This is a genomic window from Thioclava sp. JE_KL1 (assembly GCF_009296265.1).
Classification (GTDB): Bacteria; Pseudomonadota; Alphaproteobacteria; order Rhodobacterales; family Rhodobacteraceae; genus Thioclava.
This window is the reverse complement of the sequence record NZ_WBJS01000010.1, coordinates 36180-57096: the sequence shown is the minus strand read 5'-3', so window position 1 is coordinate 57096 and position 20917 is coordinate 36180. Positions and strand designations below refer to the sequence as shown.

Below are 20917 nucleotides of genomic sequence, written 5' to 3'. Positions count from 1 at the left end.
TCCCTCATGGACATGCTGCTTTCCGGCGCAGAGATGCTGATGCGCCTCGACGTTATGGTCGCTCTCTTGATCGGTTCGATTGGCGGGGTGATCATCGGTGCGATCCCCGGCGTCGGCCCGGCCGTCGCAATCGCCATCCTGCTGCCCGCGACCTTTGCGATGCCGCCGCTGGTCGGCTTGACCATGCTTCTGGGCATCTACGGGTCGTCAATGTTCGGCGGGTCGCTGCCCGCAATCCTGATCAACACGCCCGGCACGGCGGTCAACGCGCTGACCACCTATGACGGCCACCCGATGACGAAGAAGGGCGAGGCGTTGCGCGCGCTTGGCCTCGCCTATGGAGCCTCGTTCTTCGGCGGCGTCGCCTCGATCATCGCTCTGATCCTGCTTTCGCCCGTGCTGGCGAAAATCGCGCCGATGTTCGGCTCGCGCGAGATTTTCCTGGCCGCACTTCTGGGTATCGTCCTGGTGATCCTCGCCCATCGCGGCCAGACCTTTGCGGCCGGGATGCTGGCGGCCTTCGGAATCTTTCTGCAGACCGTCGGACTGGAGCCCGTCAAATACACGATGCGCTTCACCTTTGGTTTCGACTTCCTGAATTCGGGCTTTGATCTGATCGTGGTGGTTCTGGGGCTTTTCGCGCTGAGCCAAGCCTTCCTCCTGCTGATCGAACCGGAATCGGCACCGCATGCGCAACGCATCGAAGGCTCGATGGGGCGGGCGATGATGGGCGTCCTACGCCACAAAAGGGTGGCGGGCTTTGCTGCCAGCTGCGGGGTGTTGATGGGGATGATCCCCGGCGTCGGCGAATTCACCGCGCAGTTTCTGTCCTACACCTACGCACAGAAAACCTCGAAGACGCCCGAGGAATTCGGCAAAGGCAGTCCCGAAGGCCTGATCGCGTCGGAGGCGGCGAACAATGCGGTTCCCGCCGCTGCGATGATCCCGCTGCTGGCGCTCGGCATCCCGGGCGAGGCGCTCACCGCAATGATGCTGTCGGTCTTCTACGTCCATAACGTGATCCCCGGCCCGCAGCTGTTCCAGAACAAGCTCGATTTCGTCTACGCGCTCTATATCGCGATGATCCTGCTCAACATCATCGTGGTGCTGTTCATGCTCGTCTCGTCGAACTGGCTGCTAAAGATCATCCAGATTCCGACGCGTTTCCTTGGCATGATGATCCTCGTTCTTAGCTTCGTCGGCGTCTATTCACTGCGCAACTCGATTGTGGACTGCGCGATTGCTGCGGCATTTGGCGTCCTCGGACTGATCCTGAAACGGCAAAACCTGCCGATCGTCCCGATCGTTCTGGGCATGGTTCTGGGCGGCATCATGGAGACCAAGTTGCGGTCGTCGATGGCGCGCGTGCACGTGCCGATCGACTTCTTCGACCGTCCGATCGCGGCAATCCTTGGATTGGCCATCGGCGGACTTCTGATCGCCCATTTCGCGAGCCTTTACCGCGAGCGCCAGAACCGCGAGCCAGAGAGCGCGCACGATCACGACATGCATGACAGTTTCACGAGGTAAGCAATGCTCGATACCGACAAGATCGCGGCGCTGCGTAGCGCCGACATCCCCCCTGCCCTGCATCTGATCGAGGGCGCGGCACAGCCCGCCTCGGACGGTGGCACATTGGCGGTGATCTCACCGCTCGACGGGCGCGAGATCACCACGCTGGCGCGCGGCACGACCACCGATGCCGAAGCCGCAATCGCCAGCGCGCGCGCGGCCTTTGATGACGGGCGCTGGTCGGGGCTGGCCCCGGCTGCACGCAAGGCAGTGCTCATGAAATGGGCCGCGTTGATCGAGGCCAACGCACTGGAGCTTGCCGTTCTCGGCGTGCGCGACAACGGCACCGAGATCGGCATGGCACTGAAGGCCGAGTCGTTTTCCGCCGCCGCGACGATCCGCTACTATGCCGAGGCCATCGACAAGATCTATGGCGAGATCGCCCCCACCGCGCCCGATGCGTTGGGGCTGGTGCATCGCGAACCGGTGGGCGTGGTCGGCGCGATCGTACCATGGAACTTCCCACTGATGATCGGCGCGTGGAAGCTGGGCCCGGCGCTGGCGGCGGGAAATACGGTCGTTCTGAAACCGGCCGAGACCGCGTCGCTCACGTTGCGCCGCATCGCCGATCTGGCGCTCGAGGCCGGGATGCCGCCGGGCGTGTTCAACGTCGTGATGGGCGAAGGCGCGGTGGTCGGCGAAGCGATGGCTCTGTCGATGCAGATCGACGTGATGGTGTTCACCGGCTCGGGTCCGGTCGGGCGGCGTCTGCTGGAGAACGCCGCGAAATCGAACCTCAAACGCGTCTATCTGGAACTGGGTGGCAAATCGCCCAACATCGTCTTTGCCGATGCGCCCGATCTGGACACGGCGGTGAAGGTCGCGGCCAACGGCATCTTCCGAAATTCCGGGCAAGTCTGCATCGCCGGATCGCGGCTGCTGGTCGAGCGGTCGATCCATGACACCTTCGTCGAGAAGCTGCGTGCCTTCACCGAGACGATGCAGGTGGGCGATCCGCTCGACCCGGCGACGCAGGCCGGAGCGGTGAACTCCGCCCGCCAGCTGGAGCAGAACCTCCGCTTCGTCAGCGAGGCCGAAGCCGCGGGCCGACAGGTCTTCGGCGGCAAGCGCATCCGTGAAGAGACAGGCGGATTCTTCATGGAGCCCACGATCGTCACCGGGGTCGCCCCCGACGATCCGATTGCACAGCGCGAAGTCTTCGGCCCGGTTCTGGCAGTGATCCCGTTCGACACCGAAGCAGAGGCCCTGCGCATCGCCAACGGCACCGACTACGGGCTGGCCGCGGCCGTCTGGACCGCAGACCTGAGCCGCGCGCACCGGATGATCCGGGGCATCCACGCGGGCGTCGTGCATGTCAACACCTATGGCGGATCCGACCTGACCGTGCCCTTGGGAGGGGTCAAACAGTCGGGCAACGGGCACGACAAGTCACTGCATGCGTTCGATAAATATCTCGATCTGAAAACCGCTTGGATCAAACTGTAAGGGGGCGCGTATGACTGATCGCACCATTCTCGTTGTCGGCACTTACGACACCAAGGACGATGAACTGACCTATCTGCGCGAGGTAATCGAGGCACAGGGCGGGCGTGTCCTGCGTATGGACGTCTCGGTTCTCGGCGCCCCCTCGACCCCGGTCGAATACAGCAAGCATCAGGTGGCCGAAGCGGGCGGCTCTTCTATAGAGGTTGCGATTGCGAGCGGCGACGAAAACCAGGCGATGCAGATCATGGCGCGCGGGGGTGCGACGCTGGTCGCGCAACTCCACGCCGAGGGCCTGTTCGACGGGATGGTCGTGCTGGGCGGAACCATGGGCACCGATCTGGCGCTCGACCTATGTGCGGCGCTGCCGATCGGGGTACCGAAATATATCGTCTCGACGGTCTCTTTCTCGCCGCTTCTGCCGCCCGAACGGATCGCGGCGGATGTGCAGATGATCCTCTGGGCGGGCGGGCTTTACGGGCTGAACTCGATCTGCAAAGCCTCGCTCAGTCAGGCGGCGGGCGCGGTTCTGGGCGCGGTCCGAGCGGTGGAACGGCCCGATCGTTCGAAACCGCTGATCGGGATGACGTCCTTCGGGAAATCCTTCCTGAAATACATGGTGACGCTGAAGCCCGAACTGGAAGCGCGCGGCTACGAGGTCGCGGTATTTCACGCCACGGGCATGGGCGGGCGCGCCTTCGAGAGCCTCGCGGCACAGGGCGCCTTCGCCTGCGTTTTCGACTTCGCGACGCAGGAAATCGGCAACCACCTGCATGGCTCTGCCATCAGCGCAGGCGCCGACCGGATGACGAATGCAGGCGCCTCGGGCACGCCGCAGATCGTCGCCCCTGCCTGTCACGATCTGGTCGATATGGTCGGCTGGCAGTCCCTGCCCGACAAATGGAAAGATCATCCGAGTCACGCGCATAACCGGCTGCTGACCTCGGTCGTGCTCGATAATGCGGAGCGCCGGGCGGTGGCGCGTGCGCATTGCGAGAAATTGGCTGGGGCAAAGGGACCGACCGCACTGCTGCTGCCTTTGGGCGGGGTGCACGAACTGGACCGTCCCGGCCACGATCTGCACGACCCTGAGGGGCTGGCGGGCTTTTTCGACGAAATCCGCGCCTGCGCGCCCGACAATGTCGCATTGCACGAGGTAAAGGCCCATATCAACGACCCCGACTTCCCCGCAGCCGCGCTTGAGATCTTCGACGCGTGGCGGGAGGAGGGTCTGATTAAGGGCTGAGTTAGAGCAGCATCCGCCGCAGGTTTCGTGAGATAGCTTCCTGGGTGAGGTCAGACGGACAGGAAACCACCATCGACCGGCAGCACAGCACCGGTGAGCAAACCGGCCTCGTCGGAGAGCAACAGCGCGATTGCATGTGCGACCTCCTCGGCCTCCGCAATAGCTCTCGCCGCTACGGTCATCTATTGGCTATGCGTCCTGAGCCTAATCGGGGAAGCAACATCGAATTGTCGACCCAGAGCGATGTCCAACTCGAGCGGAAACTTGTCGCCTGAAGGCGCGTTCCGGTACCGGTCACCGATCTCAGCCTCGATGCTAAACAGTTTTGCCGGGCGCGATACACCGAACATAGCCGATACCAACCCAATATTCGCTACAAGCCCGGGAGGTTTACAACTCGCCCTTTAAGTCATTGATATTCCAGCAAGCCAAACTCACTTAGTTTACAATAAAATTCAATGAAATCAGCGACAAAGCGCGGATTGCAAATCCGTGTACACCGGTTCGATTCCGGTACTCGCCTCCACTATTCAGCCGAAATTCGGAACACTGCATTGCAGGTTGGTTTCCAGAACCAACCCCGGTTTCCGGGTTTTCCGGCTGACATTTCAGATGCCCAATCGTAACCTGGCGCCGTAGCGGCAGCGGACTGGAATGAGGCGGAAAACGCCGCGATCATAGCGGATGGCTTCGCCATACTCGCAGACGGTCTTTACGGGAAAGCGCGCTCCGCGCCGCTGGTTGCGACAACCTCGCCCACGAAATCGTAGTGGTGGTGATGTGACCCTCGCAAACGGGACTATCCGAAACCGGGGATTTCGGACATTGAACGCGATGACGGGCGGGGCGCCCTTGAGAGCGCCCCGATCATGATCAATCGCGCAGGGCCTCGGTCATCGCGACCAGCATGACATGAGCCGAGGCCGCGCCCGGGTCCATGTGCCCGACAGAGCGTTCTCCCAGTTTGGCTGACCGGCCCCGGCGGCTTTCGATTTCAGCGGTGTAGTCGCGGCCGTTTTTTGCGCCAGCGCAGGCCGCCTCGAGGCAGGCGATCACGTCACCGCCCGATTGCAGGGTCTCGCGCGCTTTAGCCACCGCCGGAACCCATGCGTCGATCATCGTCTTATCGCCGACCTGTGCGCCACCGCGCGACTGGATGCCTGCGCAAATCCCTTCGATCCACGCGACCATCGCACCGGCATCGAGGTTGAGCCGATCGGACACAGCCTCGCCCGCCTTGCGGAAGGCGGTCGCATAAAGTGGCCCGGAAGACGCGCCGACCGCGTCGAGAAACGCCTTGGCCATGCGCGCGCAGGTCTCGGACACGGTTTCATCCGTCGGGTCTTTCAGCTCCTTGCGCACAGCGGTCCAGCCGATATCCATCGTGACGCCGTGATCGCCATCCCCGATGACCCCGTCGAGCTCCGACAGCCAGTCGCGGTTCGCGTGGATCGCATCTGCAATCGCCAGCATCATCTGGCGGAAACGCTCGGGGGTGACGGGGCCGTCGATAGCAAGGTCAGACCGCTCGATCCCGCTCGTGCTGGAGGCGGCGGCATGAGTGCGGCGGGTGCGCTTGCCCACCGGCTCGAGGCTTCCGGCGACCGTGAGTGCAGGCGTCCGGCACGGCATATCGAGCAGCGTCTTGAGGTCGTCGTCGAGCTTGAGCAGCGTGACCGAAGCCCCGGCCATTTCGAGAGAGGTGCAGTATTCCCCGACCCAGCTATGGTGGATTTTCACGTCGCGCTCGCCAAGAATCTGCGCGATCCGGCGGTGCAGAATGTAAAGCTCCAGCGGCCCAGTTGCGCCCAGCCCGTTGACCAGTACCGCGACCTCGTCGCCCTTGCCCAGCTCCATGTCGGTCAGGATGGCCTGCATCAGCTCGTCGCTCACCGCATCGGCGCTTTCGAGATGGCCGCGACGCATGCCCGGTTCACCATGGATACCCATGCCGATTTCCATCTCGCGCGGGCCGAGGTCGAAATTCAGCTTGCCGGTCTGGGGCAAGGAGCACGCGCTCAGCGCGACGCCCATCGAGCGGCAATTGTCATTGGCGTGCTGTGCTGCGGCATAGCAGGCTTCGAGATCGCGACCGGCCTCGGCGGCAGCGCCCGCGATCTTGAAGACGAAGAAATCCCCGGCGATGCCGCGTCTTTCTTTTTCGCGGCCCTTGGGCGCCGAGGCCACGTCATCGGTGACCTGAACCGAGCGGGCGGGAATACCCATCCCCTCGCATTCCTCGGCGGCCATGTCGAAATTCATCACGTCGCCGGTGTAATTCCCATAGAGGAACATCACGCCCGCGCCCCCTTCGACCGCGCGCGCGGCATCCATGATGTGCTCGGGCGAGGGCGAGGCAAAGACGTTCCCGACCGCCGCCGCATCCGCCAGGCCGCGCCCGACATAGCCCGCAAAGGCCGGTTCGTGCCCCGAACCGCCACCGATGATGATGCCCACCTTGCCGTCGCGCGGGCCGTCCTTGGCCACGATCGCGCGGCGCGTGGCACCCTCGACGGTCAGCAGGTCGGGATGGGCGGAAAGCATCCCTTCGATCGCCTCGGGGATGATGTCCTCGGGCGCGTTCATCAGTTTCTTGGTGCGAATGTCGTCGGTCATCTCAGCGCCCCTCGGTAAAAGTTTTCGCGGCTGCGGTGGTCTGTTCGATCCACGGCTGTTCCTTGGCGATCGCCGCTTCGAGGCCGTCACTCTCCAGCATCAGCCAATGTTCGAGGATGACGCTCATGTCGGCGGGGCAATGCGCCAGCTGGTCGAGGGTCCACGCGATCGGCGCGCGGCCCGTGCCTAAGGGCACGCCGTGGATGCGGAAACCGACGCCATAGGGGTCGGGCGTGATCTCGTAATCCTTCAGGTGCAGATTGATCGTCCAAGGCGCCAAAAGGCTGATCGTCTCTTCGGGCCACTCGTTTGCACAGATCGAATTCGCCACGTCGAGACAGACCCCGAGGTGATCGTCGCCGACCGCCTCCAGTAGCTCGACCATACGCGGGCTGGGATAGTTGAAGTGGTTCTCGATCGCGATTTTCATGCCTGCGGCACGCGCACGATCGACCCGCGGGCGCAATTGCTCGGCCAGCTCGGCCACCGGCATATGGCTGTCCTCGGCATCGAGGGCCACGCGCATGATCTTCGAATGAAGGCGCTGGCCGATCTCGATATAGCGGTCGACTTCATCGGCATCGAAACATTGCGTTCCCAGCTCGAGTTGAAGGCCCTTTTGTTGGGCGATCTCGTAGAGCTTGTGATGATCGTCCGCAGTGTAACGGTCCAGCGGCATGTTGTCCGCATATTGCACGACCTCAAGTCCGAGCGCTTCCGCACGATCCAAAAGGTCGAATGCCGTCAGCGGCTTAGAGGGGATCTGATCCTTGATCCCGATGGACCAGCGATAGGCGTAACTGCCCAAACCCAGTTTCATGATGTCCTCCCGTAGTCATGCTCTGCACACGACCTCCTCAGTGTAGCGCGCAGAGCTTCCCCAACAGGAGTAGCGGGGAAGCCACCGCTCGGACATCAAAACCAGCCGGGAAGTTGTGAAGAAATACTAACAACGAGTTTAAGTTTCCTTTCTTTTTTTGGAGCGCTCCTCGCGGCAGTGTTCTGGGCAGGATGCGGCTGATGGAGGATCGCCGCAGGGGAGGAACCATGCCAGAACTTACCGCAAATCTGCGGTCGAACGTCTCGTTGGCGCGCCGCGCCTGGGGCATCCGTCGCAAAGCCCTCCAGATGGGCGAAGTCCAGGGACAGGGCTATGTCGGTCAGGCGCTTGGTGTGGCTGACGTTCTCGCGACCTCTTACTTCCACGCATTGAATCTGCGCGCCGACGATCCCGAATGGGAAGGTCGCGATCGCTTCCTGCTGTCGATCGGCCACTATGCGATCGCGCTTTATGCCGCGCTGATCGAGGCGGGCATCCTGCCCGAGGACGAGATCGGCACTTACGGGATGGACGACTCGCGGATGCCGATGTCGGGCATGGCCTCTTACACGCCGGGGATGGAGATCACCGGCGGAAGCCTCGGCCATGGGCTGGGCATCGCGGTCGGCATGGCGCTCGGGCTGAAGGCGAAGGGCGGCGATCAGTTCGTCTACAACCTGATGTCCGATGGCGAACTGGGCGAAGGCTCGACCTGGGAGGCCGTGATGTCGGCCACCCAGCACCGTCTGAGCAACCTGATCTGCATCGTCGATTTCAACAATCAGCAGGCCGATGGCCCGACCCGTGACGCGCTCGCCGTCGGGGCCGAGGCACCGAAATGGGAGGCCTTTGGCTGGCACGCGCAGGAAGTCGACGGCAATGACCTCGATGCGCTGGTCGCGGCCTTTGACGCTGCCCGCACCTGCCCCGAGCCAAAGCCCCGCGTGATCATCTGCAATACCAAGATGTGCAAGGGCGTGCCGTTTCTCGAAGAGCGCGAGATCACCCATTTCGTCCGCGTCGAGCCCGATGAGTGGACGCGCGCACTGGACATTCTAGACGCAGAGGTGCCCGCATGACCGCCGCAGCCCGTGCCCGCAAATACGAACCCCGCCGCGTGCCCGAAACGAAGGTCGCGACGAGCGCGATGATCGCGTCGCTGGCGGCGGAAGGCTATGACACCGTCGCGGCCCCCTTCGGGCATGCGCTGGTCGAGGCCGCGAAGGATGATGCCCGCATCGTCGGCCTGACGGCGGATCTGGCGAAATATACCGATCTGCATGTCTTCGCGCAGGCTTATCCCGACCGTTTCTATCAGATGGGCATGGCCGAGCAGCTTCTGATGTCGGCCGCTGCCGGGATGGCGCATGAGGGCTTCATTCCCTTTGCGACGACCTACTCGGTCTTTGCCTCGCGCCGGGCCTATGACTTCATCTGCATGGCGATCGCGGAGGAGAACCTGCCGGTCAAGATCGTCTGCGGTCTGCCGGGCCTGACCACGGGCTACGGGCCCAGCCATCAGGCGACCGAGGATCTCGCGATCTTCCGCGGTTTGCCCAACCTGACCATTCTCGATCCCTGTGACGCGACCGATGTCGCGCAGATGGTGCCTGCGATGATCGCTCATGACGGACCGGTCTATGCCCGGCTTCTGCGGGGCAAGGTGCCATCGGTGATCACCCGCTATCGGCCCGACTACCAGTTCGAGCTGGGCCGCGCGCAGATGATCCGCGAGGGGCGCGACGTTTTGGTGGTCTCCTCGGGGATCATGACCATGCGCGCGCTCGACGCGGCGGAGTTGCTGGCCAAGGACGGGATCGACGTCGCCGTTCTGCACTGCCCGACGATCAAGCCACTCGATACCGAGACGATCCTCGCCGAGGCAGGCAAGGGCCGACTTCTCGTCACCGCCGAGAACCACTCCGAAGTCGGCGGACTGGGCGAAGCGGTTGCCCGCTCGCTCCTGCGCGCAGGGGTGACGCCGGCTTTCCGCCAGATCGCGCTGCCCGACCAATTTCTCGAAGCGGGCGCGCTGCCCACGCTTCATGACCTCTATGGCCTGAGCACCGCGAAGATCGCCCAACAGATCCGCGGCTGGCTCTGAGCGCCGCGCCAACGACACCAAGAAAGGAACACAATGGGACTTCTGGACGGTAAATTTGCCATCGTGACCGGGGCGGCCAGCCCCCGCGGGCTCGGCAAGGCGACGGCGACGCTTTTCGCACAGCATGGCGCGACCGTGGCGATCCTCGACCTCGACGCGGATCAGGCCGCTGCCGCTGCCGCCGATCTGCCCGGCGAGGGGCATGTCGGGCTTGCCTGCAACGTCGTCGACAAGGCTGCCTGTCAGGCCGCCGCGGACGAGCTGATCGCGAAATGGGGCGCGGTGGATATCCTCGTGAACAACGCGGGCATCACCCAGCCGCTCAAGCTCATGGACATCATGCCGGAGAATTACGACGCGGTGACCGATGTGAGCCTGCGTGGCACGCTCTACATGACGCAGGCGCTGACTCCGCATTTCCGCGAGCGCAAGACCGGTTCGATCGTGAACCTGTCCTCGGTTTCCGCGCAGCGCGGCGGCGGCATCTTCGGTGGCCCGCACTATTCGGCGGCGAAGGCGGGCGTGCTGGGGCTGACCAAGGCCTCGGCGCGCGAGCTTGCCCCCGACGGCGTGCGCGTGAACGCGCTGTGCCCGGGCTTCATCGCCACCGACATCACCGCAGGCAAGCTGACAGAAGAGATGCGCACGCAAGTCCTCGCCGGAATTCCGATGGGACGCGCGGGCACGGCAGAGGATGTTGCTGGTTGCGCGCTGTTCCTTGCCTCTGACCTCTCGGCCTACTGCACCGGCACCGAAGTCGACGTGAATGGCGGCTCGCTCATTCACTAGGCCGACCGAATAACGCCTGTTCGCGGTTGTGCCTGACCGCAAGGCAACTAATCTCCGGCCCGCAGTGAGGTGGGCCGGATGAAGCCGGAGCCAATCCGGCGGGACGGTGAGGAGACCGTCCGAACCAATCGGGAGAGAGACCAATGAAATCTATGTTGACCATCGCACTTCTCGGCGCGACGGCCCTTGCAGGGGCCTCTTCGGCGCAGGCTGACGAAGTGATCTTCGCGCATGGTGCGAACCCTGGAAACCCGCGCTACATCGCGGCGGAAAAATGGGCTGAAATCTTTACCCAGTGCACCGACGGCAAGGATACGGTGAACGTCGCGGCCTCGGCCACGATGGGCGACGACTCTGAGATGCTGACCTCGACCGCGGCGGGCGTGATTCAGGTCACGGCCAACAGCCAGGGTCCGATGGCGCAGATCGTGCCGCAGATCGGCCTGCTGGGCCTGCCCTTCCTGTTCAAGGATCTGCCGACCGCGTGGAAAGTGCTCGACGGGCCGGTGGGCGACTCGCTCGACGCGGACGCACAGAAAGCCGGGCTCAAGATCCTTGGCTTCTGGGATAACGGCATTCGCAACATCACCACGGTCAACAAGTTCGTCAAAGAGCCTGCCGACCTCAAGGGCCTGAAAATCCGCACCCCGCCGGATCAGATGACGATCGACATCTTCGACGCGCTCGGCGCATCGCCCGCGCCGCTGGCGTGGTCCGAGCTGCCCTCGGCGCTGCAATCGGGCGTGTTCGACGGTCAGGAAAACCCGCTGACCAACATCAACTCGGCCAAGCTGCAGGAGATCACGCCCTACATCACGATGACCGGGCACAAGTATGAAAGCACCCCGGTCGTGGCCAGCCTGTCGTGGTGGGAAGGCCTTGATAAGGCGACACAGGATTGCGCGCTCAAGGCGACCTCGGAAGCGGGCGCGATGGAACGCGACATGTCGCTCAAGGCGGACAAGGAGCTGATGCCGAAGATGGAGGCAGACGGCGCCAAGTTCGCTGAGGCGGACCGCGCGGCCTATATTGAGGCGACCAAATCGGTCTATGACAAATACGCCAAGGACTACCCCGATACGGTCGCCGAACTCAAAAAGGCTGCGGGGCTGGAATGATCGACTCTGACCGCAGCGACGCCGCGGGATCAGGCGAAGGGAGGGGGCGTACGCGCCCCTTCCTGCGCCTCGCGCAAGGCGTGATCGACCTGCTGGAATGGTCGGGAAAGCTGATCGCTGCGGGCACGCTTTCGGTGCTGTTCGTGGCGCTTTTGACAAACGTGATCCTGCGCTACGGGGCCGGCAAGGGCATCCCGTGGGCCTATGAAATCCATGCGATCCTGCTGCCGTGGCTCGTGGCTGGCGGCATCGTCATCGCCACCGCGCGCTCGCGCAACATCGCGATCACCCTGCTGCCGGAGTTGGCCGGAGCCCGGGTTCGGCGCGCCTTCATGCTGTTTGTCGAAGCCGCGATCATCGTGATTTCCATCTCGGTCCTCTGGTCAAGCCAGCCGATCCTGCGCGCCTCGACCTTCCAGACGCTGTCCACGCTCGGGGTCAAGGCGATCTGGGGCTATTCCAGCATGGTCTATTCATTCGGAGCGATGGCCATCATCGCCGCGCTCGACATCGTGTTGCTGCTGGGGGGCAAATCCGTGATGGATGACGATCCCGCCCATGCAAGCCTGAGCTGAGGAGACCCGCAATGGCCGGTGTCATGATCTTCGTCTTCTTCGTGCTGCTCGCGCTTGCCGTGCCGGTGGCACATGCGATGCTGGGCGGCGTCGCCGCTGCGCTGTGGCTCGACCACAAGCCGCTGGCGGTCATCGTTCAGCGTCTCTACACGCCCACCCAAAGCTTTCCGATGCTCGCGGTGCCGTTCTTTATCCTTGCCGGCAACCTGATGATGGCGGGGCGGTTCGGCACCTATCTGGTGAATATCGCGCGTCTGGTCGTGGGGAATTTCAAGGGCGGCCTCGGGCAGGTTTCGATCCTCGGATCGGTGATGTTCGGCGGTGTCTCGGGCTCGGCCGTCGCGGATGCAACCGCGATGGGCAACGCGCTGATCCCGGTGCAGAAAGCCGAGGGCTACCCGGGCGGTTTCTCGGGGGCGATCAACTCTGCCTCCTCGACCGTATCGGTGCTGATCCCGCCGTCGATCCCGCTCATTCTGTATGGGCTGGTCTCGGGAACCTCGATCATCAACCTGTTCGTGGCGGGTATTCTGCCCGGGGTGATGCTGGGTGTCGGCATGTTCATCGCCGTCGCGATCGTGGCGCGCCGCCGCAATCTGCCGCGCTCGCCGCTGGAAGGAGGCTTTTCCGCCTTCCGCAGCCAGATCTTCAGCGCGATCCCGGCCCTGCTGATGCCCGTCTTCGTGATCGGCACCCTACGCTTCGGCGTGGCGACCCCGACCGAGGTCAGCGTCATGGCGGTCGCATATGCCCTTTTGGTAAGCGGTGTCATCTACCGTGACCTCAACCCGAAATCCCTGTGGGAAGCGGTGGTCGACACGGCGATGATGACCGGCGCGGTCATGTTCATTATCATGGCATCCTCCACGATCCAGTGGCTGCTGACCGCAGAGCGCGTGCCGCAAGAGCTCGCCGCATGGGTGGCTGCGACCATTCAGGAGCGCTGGCTGGTGATCCTCGCGCTGAACGTGGTGATGTTGATCGTGGGCGCGTTCCTCGATCTGCCCGCAGCGGTGCTGCTGCTTGGGCCGCTCTTCGTGACGATCGGGCATACGATCGGTCTCGATCCGGTGCAGCTTGGCCTGATGATGGTCGTGAACCTGTCGATCGGTCTTTATACACCGCCTGTAGGGACGACGTTGTTCATCTCAGCCGCGATCGCACGGGTTGGCGTGATGGAGGTGGTGCGTTCGCTGGCGCCTTTCTACCTCGTGGCGATCCTCGTGCTGGCGCTGATCTCATACGTGCCAGCGCTGACGATCTACTGACCCGCATCCGGCATCAGCATCCATTGCGCGCGCCTTGGCAACGGGGCGCGCGCGTCTCATTCGGGCAGGTACTCTTCCCCCGGCAGCTGTCGCCCGCGCTGCTCCCGGATGCGGCAGCCCAAGCCAGTGATAAGCGCCGAGGCGCGCGCATCATGGGCAGCACCTTCCTCCCGCATCCAGTCCGAGAAGATCCGCACGATCCGGCGGCTGGTATGGCGCGCAGGAGAGACGAGCCAGTAAGCAGGAAAGCGGATCGCTTCGAAAGCGGTCGACAGCGGCACGAGGGCCCCGCGCTCCAGCTCGTTCAGGGCGAGCGTCGTACTTTCCAGAACGACCCCTGCCCCGTCGGTCGCCAGCTGAATCGCCATCGACGAGCGGTCGAACCGCATCGGGTAGATCATCCGCTCTCCCATGATGCCATGCCGCGCCAGCCAGAAATCCCAGCGGTAATGCGTCTTCACCGAATCGATCAGCCGCGCTTGTCGCAACTGTCCGATGGGATCGTCTGACAGGGTGTGCAACTCTTCCAGATAGCCGGGCGAGCACATCGGCAACACGAGGTCATGGACAACGGCTTCTTCGTGCAGCCCGGTCCAGCCGCCTTCGCCGTAGCGCAGGTCCAGATCGACGACCTCCGTCTCGAAGTCGGAGAAATCGGGCGCGGCATCGATCCGCATGTCCCAGTTCGGCGCAAGCTCGAGAAACGACTTGAGCCGCGGAGACAGCCAGCGCACCGCGAAAGAGGGCGACACCCGCAGGATGAAATGGCGCGTCTCGCGCTGGCGCTGGATCGCGGAGCGCACGTCGCGCATCATCCGGAATGCCTGCGTTGTCGTCTGGAACAGCCGTTCGCCATCCAGTGTCAGTGATAGTCGCCGCTTCTCCCGTTTGAACAGGCGCACACCCATTTGCTGCTCGAACTGACGGATCTGTTGGCTGACGGCGGAAGGCGACACGCCCAGCTCCTCGGCCGCCTTCGATATGCCGCCGAGCCGAGCGACGGCCTCGAAGTGGTTCATCGCGTTGAGATTGATGTCTTTGAGCATGTCCTGCGCCTTGGAAATACGACCGTACCGGATGCGATTGCGCGCAAGTCGTGTGGCGGAAGCCGTCACGGATGCTGCCCGGCATCGTGGCAATTCTTTCCATGATGTTTAATGGCAGATGCAAATCCTGTGAAGCGCTGCTTCAATTCACTGCGCTTTCCCAATGGCGCAACCGACCCGCCGTCGTGACAAAGGTCGCAAAAAGCGGTGCCCTACCCGCTCTTCGCCACTTTGAGCGCGGCCCCCGTGGCTTCGATCTGCGCCCGGGCTGCTTCCGACGGTTCGGCGTCGGTGATGACCGCCGCGAATTCCGAGAAGTCGGCCAGAACGTGCAGCGCCGTCCGGTCGAAACGCAGATGGTTGATCAGCAGCACCGACTGCGCGGCGGCGTCCATCATGCCCCGCTTCGCGCGCGTGATGTCGTCGTCCATGTGGTAGACGCGCCCATCCCCCGCCGCCGGCGTCGAGATGAAGGCCAGATCGGCGCGCAACGTCGCGAGCGCGCCTTCCGTGACCCGACCGATCCATGCGTTGTATTTCGCCGAATAGCGTCCGCCCAGCGCGATGACCGTCATCCCCGGCTCGGCTTTCAGGGCCTCCATCACCGCGTCATTGTTGGTGATTACCGTCAACGGACGCTTCTCCGGCAACAGGCTGCCCAACACGGACGCGGTCGAGCCATCGTTGACCATCACGGTCATTCCCGGCTCCACCCATTCGAGCGCGGCGCGGGCCATTCGTTCCTTGAGGTCATGACCCTGCAACTGACGGAACCGGAAATCGCTCTCGAATTGCGAGCCGGGCTCGATCGTGGCGCCGCCCCGGATCTTCCGCAGCAGCCCTTCCGTTTCGAGATCGTCGAGATCGCGGTGGATCGTCATCTTCGAGACACCGAACCGTTCGGCCAACTCGTCGAGCTGCACCGCCCCGTCGCGCACCAGTGCGTCGAGGATGCTCTGCCTCCGGTCGTCTCGTTTCATCAGGGTCGTCCTTTGCGTGCCGTCAGCTCAGTAGCGCGCGCGCGGTCCGCTCGTCGGTGATCAGCCCGGCCACCCTGCCAGACCGCAGAACCGCCCGGATCGCTTCGACCTTGTCCGGCCCGCCCGCGATGGCGACGATATCCTCTTCGCGCTCGGGATCGTAGCCCACTGCGAGCGTTCGGGCCGAAAGCGTGGTTTCTACAACATTCCCGGAGGCATCGAAGAAATCGCCAAGCATCTCGCCCTGCGCGCCCGCAGCCGCGATCGCCTCGATCTCTCCCGGTTCGATCATCCCCGAGGAGACGAGCTGCGCATCCGCCGTGGCAGTGCCGATACCGACGATCTTGAGCGTCGCGGATTGCGCCATGCGGAAAACCTCATCGACGCCGCGCTGCGACAGCAGCACCTCGCGGTCCTCGACCGTATTGGCGAAGAACGGCACCGGCATGACATAGGCGCGCGCGCCGGTCTTCTCCGCGATGCGATGCATCACGTCATGCGGGTTGGCGGCGAAGTTGCGGGTCAGCCCGCCCAGCAGCGAGACGAAATGCAGCCCCTTGGCATCGGTGCGCGGCAGTTGCCGGGTCACTTCGGCCAAGGTTCGGCCATGTCCCAACCCGATGATCGAATGTTCGCCCGCTTCGAACTGACGCTTGAGATAGGCCGCGCCCGCCAGTGCCAATGCGCGCAGCGGCAAGCCCTCTTCGCCGATATCCGGCGCGACTTCGCAAAGCTTGAGATCGTAGGTCTCGAACAGCCGCGTCTCCAGCTCGACGCATTCGACGATATCGCCCTCGATCGACACTTTCACCCGACCGTCGGCCACCGCCTTGGCGATCAGCCGGTGGGCCTTGACCGACGGCAGACCGAGCCGCTTGGCGACCTTGGCCTGCGTGAGCCCGCCCACGTAGTGCATCCACGCTGCGCGGATGGCGAGTGTTTCATCGGTGTCGTTCATGCTGTCCTTCGGTTCGGGCCGCGCAAGATCGTTGCGCGGCGTTATTGATAAGGCGCAGGCGAGACCTAGGGAAGCCCCGCCGCATTGCCCGGACCTCAGACCTTGAGGTCGGAGGCTCCGGTGTCGATATGCGGCGCCCAGAACGCCACGCTTTCGGCGATCTGCGGGATCACCTCGCGGTCGTTGGGCTCGCGCTCCTTGAAGGACAGCTCGAGGCAGATCTCATTGTCCGCCGCGCCACCCTCGGCAAAGGCCTTGAGCAGCGGCTCGGGCTGGATGCGGCCGCGCGCGTTGAACTCCGCCGTGAAGGGCCGATGCCCGCCCTTGTCCATCAGGCTTTGCTTGATGTGGATGATCGGAGAAACCTTCGGCACGGCCCGCGCCCAGGCGTAAGGGTCGAAGTCGTCCGGGTTCTCGGAGGTCACGTCGCCATGGTCGATATCGGCCATCATCCACATCGGGATCGCCATATTCGCCGCGGTCAGCCGGTCCTGCAGCGCCATGCATTCGGAGATGGTTTCGCCGAATTCGCGCGCCACGCTCATCGGCTCCCAGAAGACATAGTCCAGCCCGGCGGCTTTGCCGTGCTCGGCCACTTCGGCCCAGCAGTCGATGGCGATCCGGATCATCTCTTCGCGCTTGGCCGGGTCGTCCTGCTCGCGATAGGTCAGGATGGCGAACTGGGTGCCCACAGACGTTCCGCCGAGATCGGCGGTGATATCCGCGAAGGTCTTGAACCAGTCGACATAGTAGCGCCGCACGTCGCGGTCGGGATGGCCGAAATGGTTCAGCCGCCCGTAAGGCCCCGTCATCCCAGAGGTCACACGCACCCCGGTCCGAGACAGCGCCGCAGCCATCTGCCGGGTCAGGCGCCGGATCACCGGCGCGGGCCAGGACGGGTTGATGAATTCGTGCGTCAGTTGCAGGTCGCGGATTCGCAGATCGCGGGCGACGCAATCGATCAGGTCGTCCGGATCGGCAAAGCGGTTCACCAGCGGATTGGTGTTCAAAGACAGCGTCAGTCCCATCAGGCAGCCACCGCATGCGCCGTGTCGAACCATTCGGTGAAGGCCGCGATCTCGGCCTCGGACATGGTCAGCCGGTGCTTGGTGCGCCGCCAGAGGATATCCTCCGCCGTGGCCGCCCATTCGTTCTCGACCAGCCACGTCACCTCGGCCTCGTAGAGATGCCCGCCGAAATGGCGCCCGAGACCTTTGGGGTCATTGGCCGTGCCCACGATCCGATGCGTGAGGGTCCCGTAGCGACGTCCGTAATATTCGCGCAAGTCCCGAGACATCCACGGATATTCGGCCTTCAGCGTCTCGCGGAACGCGTCGTAATCCGCCCCCGGCATGTCGCCGCCCGGCAGCGCCGCCTCTTCGGTCCAGTCGCCGCCCATCTTCGGGAAGACATGGCGAATCTCGTGCATGCCCCGTTCGGCCAGCTCGCGGAAAGTGGTGATCTTGCCGCCGAAGATGTTCAGCAGCGGCGCGCCGCCGGTCTCGTCGAGATCGAAGACATAGTCGCGGGTCACCGCCGAAGGGTTGCCCTTGCCGTCGTCGAACAGCGGCCGCACCCCCGAGAAGGTCTCGAGAATATCCTCGCGCCGCAGCTTCTCCTTGAAGTAGCGGTTCACGCAGTCGAGCAGATAGGTGATCTCGCCGTCGTCGATCGAGACATCCTCGGCCCGGCCTTCATAGGCAATATCGGTCGTCCCGATCAGCGCCTTGTCGCCCTCGTAGGCGTTGATGAAGATCACCCGCTTGTCGGTATTCTGCACGAGGTAGCTATGCGGCCCCTCCCAGAATTTCGGCACGATGATATGGCTGCCTTTGACCAGCCGGACGTTGCGCGTCGAATTGGCCCCGGCGACCCGGGTCAGCACATCGGTCACCCACGGACCGGCGGCATTCACCAGACATTTGGCGAGGAATTCGCGTTTTTCTCCGGTCAGGCTGTTTTGCGTGGTCACGCGCCATTTGCCGTCTTCACGCCGCGCGCTGATCGCGGGCGAGCGGGTCATCACGATGGCCCCGCGCTGCGCCGCATCGAGCGCGTTGAGCGTCACCAGACGCGCATCGTCGACCCAGCAATCGGAGTACTCAAAACCGCGCGTATATTTGTCGAGGAGCGGCGCGCCCTCGGGATCGCGAAGCAGGTCGAGCGTGCGCGTCCCCGGCAGCTTCTTTCGCCCGCCGAGATGGTCGTAAAGGAACAGTCCCAACCGCACCAGCCAGGCCGGGCGATCCTGCGGCGAATGCGGCAGCACGAAGCGCAGCGGCCAAATGATATGCGGCGCGGCATTCATCAGCACTTCGCGTTCGATCAGCGCCTCGCGCACGAGCCGGAACTCGTAATATTCGAGATAGCGCAGCCCGCCATGCACCAGCTTGCCCGAGCGCGACGACGTGCCCTCGGCAAGGTCATCCTTTTCGCACAGCGCCACCTTGAGGCCGCGGCCCGCCGCGTCGCGCGCGAAGCCCGCGCCGTTGATGCCGCCTCCGATGACGAAAAGATCCAGTTCCTGCGTGCTCATGTCACGATCCTCCTTGCGCAGTGCGCGGCGCATCGATTTCGGGGGTGGTCCGCCGGTCGCGATGATCTGCGAGCCGGTCCCAGACCGGTTCGAGCGCCTCGCGGGCTTCGGCATAGGCGGGGTAAAGGTCTGCATAGGTGGTCTGAAGCGCCGGGTCCGGCGCTTCGGCCTCGCCCAGAAGCGGCGTGACCCATTCGGCGACGCAGCTTTCCATGTCCGGATAGGCGCCGATCGCGACGGCGGCCATCATGGCGCAGCCAGCGGCGCCCGCCTCCTCGCGCGCCGACACCCGCACGGGTGCCCCGACGGATGCGGCAAGAATTCCGCGCAACGCGCCGGAGCGCGCAGCGCCGCCGGTCAGTCGCAACTCCCGCGGCAGCTCTCCCATCGCGCCATAGCAGTCGCGCGCGGCCATGCCGAGGCTTTCGACCACGGCACGGATCATGTCCGGGAAACGGTGGCCTGCGGAGAGGCCGATAAACCCGGCGCGGGCATTGGCGTTGACCATTGGCCCGCGCTCGCCCGCCTCGGAGACATAGGGTTGATAGAGCAGCGCGCCCGGTTCGGATCGGGCCAGCCAGCCATCGATCCGCGCTACCAGATCGGCGTAGTCATGCGGATGGCCGGTCTCGCTCATCAGATCGGCCGCGACGCGCAGCGCCCAGTCGATGTTCAGCGTGGCGGCCATGTTCGTCTGCACCTGCGTGACCATGCCCTCTGCCGGAAGGCAGATCACATAGCCCGAACGTCCGTTCAGCGTTACGTCCTCGTCGCGCACGGCGCGCATATGCACCCCGGTCGAGCCGATGGTGGAGCACGCCGCCCCCGGAGTGCCGGTGTGGACGCCCGCGCCGAGCGCGGTCATCACCATATCCACGTAGCCGAGGCTGACCGGCGTACCGGCCAGCAGGCCCGTCGCCTCAGCCGCCGCGTCGCTCAGCGGATGGGTATCGCGGCTACCATCGAGGATCGGCGGCAAAAGATGGCTGCGCCCGCGCAATTCCAGCGCCTCGATCACGAGGTCGGAATAGCTGCGGGTGCGGAAATCGCCGAAGGTGAAGCTCGCCTCGGAGGGATCGGTCGCGCGGACGCCCGTGAGGTTCAGATAGAGCCAGTCCTTGCAATGCAGCGCCACCTCGGCGCGATCCAGAAGCTCGGGGCAATGGCGATCCATATGCGCCATCTGCGCGCCTTGCTGGCAGGTGTTGAGCGCGGTGCCCGTGGCGCGGAAGCGGGCCGCGTCCCGGCCATGACCGGCCAGCCTGCGGGTGGTCTCCGCCGCCCGCGCATCGAGCCAGAGCCAGGCATCACCGACCGGGCGATCGCCCTGCCCTACGAGCCACGTACCGTCGCCCTGCGCGGTCACCGCCAGCGCAGCGGTGCGGCTCGCCAGCCCTTCGACACGTTCGCCGAGGCTGCGCAGGGCGCTGGCGCAATCGGCCCATGTCCGGTCCATGTTCTGGGTCGCGGCCCCGTTCGGGCCGCTGTCGTAGCGGTTCGGCACGGCCGCCGCCGCGATCTGCCGACCCGCCAGATCGAAGGCCACGGCCTTGATGACGGAGGTCCCCGCATCGATGCCGATAATGATGTCGCGATCAGCCATGCTGCACCGTTTCGGGACGCAGATGGCGAGCCACGCAAGGCGCTTGTGCCATGCGACCTCCTCCCTTGATTTGCGACCGCGGCCCCTCCAGCCAATGCGGTCTTCTCGGGGACAAATCTGCCCTCGAGACGCATCAAGCATACCCAAGCCCGACCACATGTCGAGTGTATTTTTTTTCTTTCTTTGTAATTTTTTTCAGGTATGGTGATCAGCACGAACCGAACGCCACTGCCCGCCAAACGG

The 20917-nt window shown here is 64.1% G+C and carries 17 protein-coding genes and 1 pseudogene; 9 read left to right on the top strand and 9 right to left on the bottom strand.

The features are described 5' to 3' along the window. The first annotated feature begins 6 nt into the window (after window positions 1-6). From F8R15_RS17350 to F8R15_RS17340, 3 genes are read left to right on the top strand one after another with little or no spacing between them, the layout of a single operon-like run. The gene (locus F8R15_RS17350) at window positions 7-1530 is read left to right on the top strand and encodes a tripartite tricarboxylate transporter permease (protein ID WP_152845414.1); all 1524 of its coding nucleotides are present in this window, start codon (window positions 7-9) and stop codon (window positions 1528-1530) included. 3 nt (window positions 1531-1533) lie between these two features. Beyond that, the gene (locus tag F8R15_RS17345) at window positions 1534-3018 is read left to right on the top strand and encodes an aldehyde dehydrogenase (RefSeq protein ID WP_152845413.1); all 1485 of its coding nucleotides are present in this window, start codon (window positions 1534-1536) and stop codon (window positions 3016-3018) included. Between the two features lie 10 nt (window positions 3019-3028). Beyond that, window positions 3029-4261: a Tm-1-like ATP-binding domain-containing protein gene (locus tag F8R15_RS17340; protein ID WP_152845412.1), complete on the top strand. Its 1233-nt coding sequence runs from the start codon at window positions 3029-3031 to the stop codon at window positions 4259-4261. Window positions 4262-4311: 50 nt separating this feature from the next. Here the strand turns inward: F8R15_RS17340 and F8R15_RS17335 are convergent. The 3 genes and pseudogenes from F8R15_RS17335 to F8R15_RS17325 form a co-directional block, all read right to left on the bottom strand. Then, window positions 4312-4419, bottom strand: a pseudogene (locus F8R15_RS17335) (SDR family oxidoreductase); the annotation flags it as partial. A gap of 715 nt (window positions 4420-5134) precedes the next feature. Then, window positions 5135-6877 (bottom strand): dihydroxyacetone kinase subunit DhaL, encoded by a 1743-nt coding sequence (gene dhaL / locus F8R15_RS17330; protein WP_152845411.1) that lies wholly within the window; start codon window positions 6875-6877, stop codon window positions 5135-5137. Window position 6878: 1 nt separating this feature from the next. Then, window positions 6879-7697, bottom strand: a complete 819-nt coding sequence (locus F8R15_RS17325) for a sugar phosphate isomerase/epimerase (protein ID WP_078521205.1) — start codon at window positions 7695-7697, stop codon at window positions 6879-6881. Window positions 7698-7924: 227 nt separating this feature from the next. On the opposite strand from F8R15_RS17325, the gene F8R15_RS17320 reads away from it, so the two are divergent. The 6 genes from F8R15_RS17320 to F8R15_RS17295 all read left to right on the top strand — a co-directional run bounded on the left by F8R15_RS17320 (window position 7925) and on the right by F8R15_RS17295 (window position 13551). Beyond that, window positions 7925-8776: a transketolase gene (locus F8R15_RS17320; RefSeq protein WP_078571298.1), complete on the top strand. Its 852-nt coding sequence runs from the start codon at window positions 7925-7927 to the stop codon at window positions 8774-8776. Then, window positions 8773-9801, top strand: coding sequence for a transketolase family protein (locus tag F8R15_RS17315; protein WP_152845410.1), 1029 nt, complete (start codon window positions 8773-8775; stop codon window positions 9799-9801). Before F8R15_RS17320 ends, F8R15_RS17315 begins: the two co-directional genes overlap by 4 nt. 33 nt (window positions 9802-9834) lie before the next feature. Next, window positions 9835-10590, top strand: coding sequence for an SDR family NAD(P)-dependent oxidoreductase (locus F8R15_RS17310; RefSeq protein ID WP_078571295.1), 756 nt, complete (start codon window positions 9835-9837; stop codon window positions 10588-10590). A 143-nt stretch (window positions 10591-10733) separates the two neighbouring features. Next, on the top strand, window positions 10734-11708 hold the full coding sequence (locus F8R15_RS17305) for a TRAP transporter substrate-binding protein (protein ID WP_078542352.1): 975 nt from the start codon (window positions 10734-10736) through the stop codon (window positions 11706-11708). Beyond that, on the top strand, window positions 11705-12283 hold the full coding sequence (locus tag F8R15_RS17300) for a TRAP transporter small permease (RefSeq protein WP_152845409.1): 579 nt from the start codon (window positions 11705-11707) through the stop codon (window positions 12281-12283). The genes F8R15_RS17305 and F8R15_RS17300 overlap by 4 nt, the downstream gene beginning before the upstream one ends. An 11-nt stretch (window positions 12284-12294) precedes the next feature. After that, a complete protein-coding gene (locus F8R15_RS17295) occupies window positions 12295-13551 on the top strand; it encodes a TRAP transporter large permease (RefSeq protein ID WP_152845408.1) in 1257 nt (418 codons plus the stop codon). A gap of 56 nt (window positions 13552-13607) precedes the next feature. Here F8R15_RS17295 and F8R15_RS17290 read toward each other — a convergent pair whose 3' ends face one another. The 6 genes from F8R15_RS17290 to F8R15_RS17265 form a co-directional block, all read right to left on the bottom strand. Continuing rightward, entirely contained in the window at window positions 13608-14597 is a 990-nt protein-coding gene (locus tag F8R15_RS17290; protein WP_083078242.1) for a LysR family transcriptional regulator, read from the bottom strand. 212 nt (window positions 14598-14809) lie between these two features. Further along, complete coding sequence (locus tag F8R15_RS17285; protein ID WP_078571289.1) at window positions 14810-15577, bottom strand: DeoR/GlpR family DNA-binding transcription regulator; 768 nt, start codon at window positions 15575-15577, stop codon at window positions 14810-14812. A gap of 22 nt (window positions 15578-15599) precedes the next feature. Then, window positions 15600-16535 carry a sugar-binding transcriptional regulator gene (locus tag F8R15_RS17280; protein ID WP_078521221.1) on the bottom strand — a complete coding sequence of 312 codons (936 nt, stop codon included), beginning with the start codon at window positions 16533-16535 and terminating at the stop codon, window positions 15600-15602. Between the two features lie 95 nt (window positions 16536-16630). After that, entirely contained in the window at window positions 16631-17563 is a 933-nt protein-coding gene (locus F8R15_RS17275; RefSeq protein ID WP_078600709.1) for a sugar phosphate isomerase/epimerase, read from the bottom strand. Beyond that, the gene (locus F8R15_RS17270) at window positions 17563-19071 is read right to left on the bottom strand and encodes a glycerol-3-phosphate dehydrogenase (protein WP_152845407.1); all 1509 of its coding nucleotides are present in this window, start codon (window positions 19069-19071) and stop codon (window positions 17563-17565) included. Before F8R15_RS17270 ends, F8R15_RS17275 begins: the two co-directional genes overlap by 1 nt. Window position 19072: 1 nt before the next feature. After that, window positions 19073-20674 carry an FGGY-family carbohydrate kinase gene (locus tag F8R15_RS17265; RefSeq protein ID WP_152845406.1) on the bottom strand — a complete coding sequence of 534 codons (1602 nt, stop codon included), beginning with the start codon at window positions 20672-20674 and terminating at the stop codon, window positions 19073-19075. Window positions 20675-20917 lie beyond the last annotated feature (243 nt).

Excerpts from the sequence above, each read along its gene's own strand:
- F8R15_RS17300 (WP_152845409.1), top strand. The coding sequence starts at position 11,705 with ATGATCGACTCTGACCGCAGCGACGCCGCGGGATCAGGCGAAGGGAGG.
- F8R15_RS17320 (WP_078571298.1), top strand. The coding sequence starts at position 7,925 with ATGCCAGAACTTACCGCAAATCTGCGGTCGAACGTCTCGTTGGCGCGC.
- F8R15_RS17345 (WP_152845413.1), top strand. The coding sequence starts at position 1,534 with ATGCTCGATACCGACAAGATCGCGGCGCTGCGTAGCGCCGACATCCCC.
- dhaL (WP_152845411.1), bottom strand. The coding sequence starts at position 6,877 with ATGACCGACGACATTCGCACCAAGAAACTGATGAACGCGCCCGAGGAC.
- F8R15_RS17280 (WP_078521221.1), bottom strand. The coding sequence starts at position 16,535 with ATGAACGACACCGATGAAACACTCGCCATCCGCGCAGCGTGGATGCAC.
- F8R15_RS17275 (WP_078600709.1), bottom strand. The coding sequence starts at position 17,563 with ATGGGACTGACGCTGTCTTTGAACACCAATCCGCTGGTGAACCGCTTT.
- F8R15_RS17325 (WP_078521205.1), bottom strand. The coding sequence starts at position 7,697 with ATGAAACTGGGTTTGGGCAGTTACGCCTATCGCTGGTCCATCGGGATC.
- F8R15_RS17295 (WP_152845408.1), top strand. The coding sequence starts at position 12,295 with ATGGCCGGTGTCATGATCTTCGTCTTCTTCGTGCTGCTCGCGCTTGCC.
- F8R15_RS17270 (WP_152845407.1), bottom strand. The coding sequence starts at position 19,071 with ATGAGCACGCAGGAACTGGATCTTTTCGTCATCGGAGGCGGCATCAAC.
- F8R15_RS17310 (WP_078571295.1), top strand. The coding sequence starts at position 9,835 with ATGGGACTTCTGGACGGTAAATTTGCCATCGTGACCGGGGCGGCCAGC.
- F8R15_RS17265 (WP_152845406.1), bottom strand. The coding sequence starts at position 20,674 with ATGGCTGATCGCGACATCATTATCGGCATCGATGCGGGGACCTCCGTC.
- F8R15_RS17285 (WP_078571289.1), bottom strand. The coding sequence starts at position 15,577 with ATGAAACGAGACGACCGGAGGCAGAGCATCCTCGACGCACTGGTGCGC.
- F8R15_RS17350 (WP_152845414.1), top strand. The coding sequence starts at position 7 with ATGGACATGCTGCTTTCCGGCGCAGAGATGCTGATGCGCCTCGACGTT.
- F8R15_RS17305 (WP_078542352.1), top strand. The coding sequence starts at position 10,734 with ATGAAATCTATGTTGACCATCGCACTTCTCGGCGCGACGGCCCTTGCA.
- F8R15_RS17340 (WP_152845412.1), top strand. The coding sequence starts at position 3,029 with ATGACTGATCGCACCATTCTCGTTGTCGGCACTTACGACACCAAGGAC.
- F8R15_RS17315 (WP_152845410.1), top strand. The coding sequence starts at position 8,773 with ATGACCGCCGCAGCCCGTGCCCGCAAATACGAACCCCGCCGCGTGCCC.
- F8R15_RS17290 (WP_083078242.1), bottom strand. The coding sequence starts at position 14,597 with ATGCTCAAAGACATCAATCTCAACGCGATGAACCACTTCGAGGCCGTC.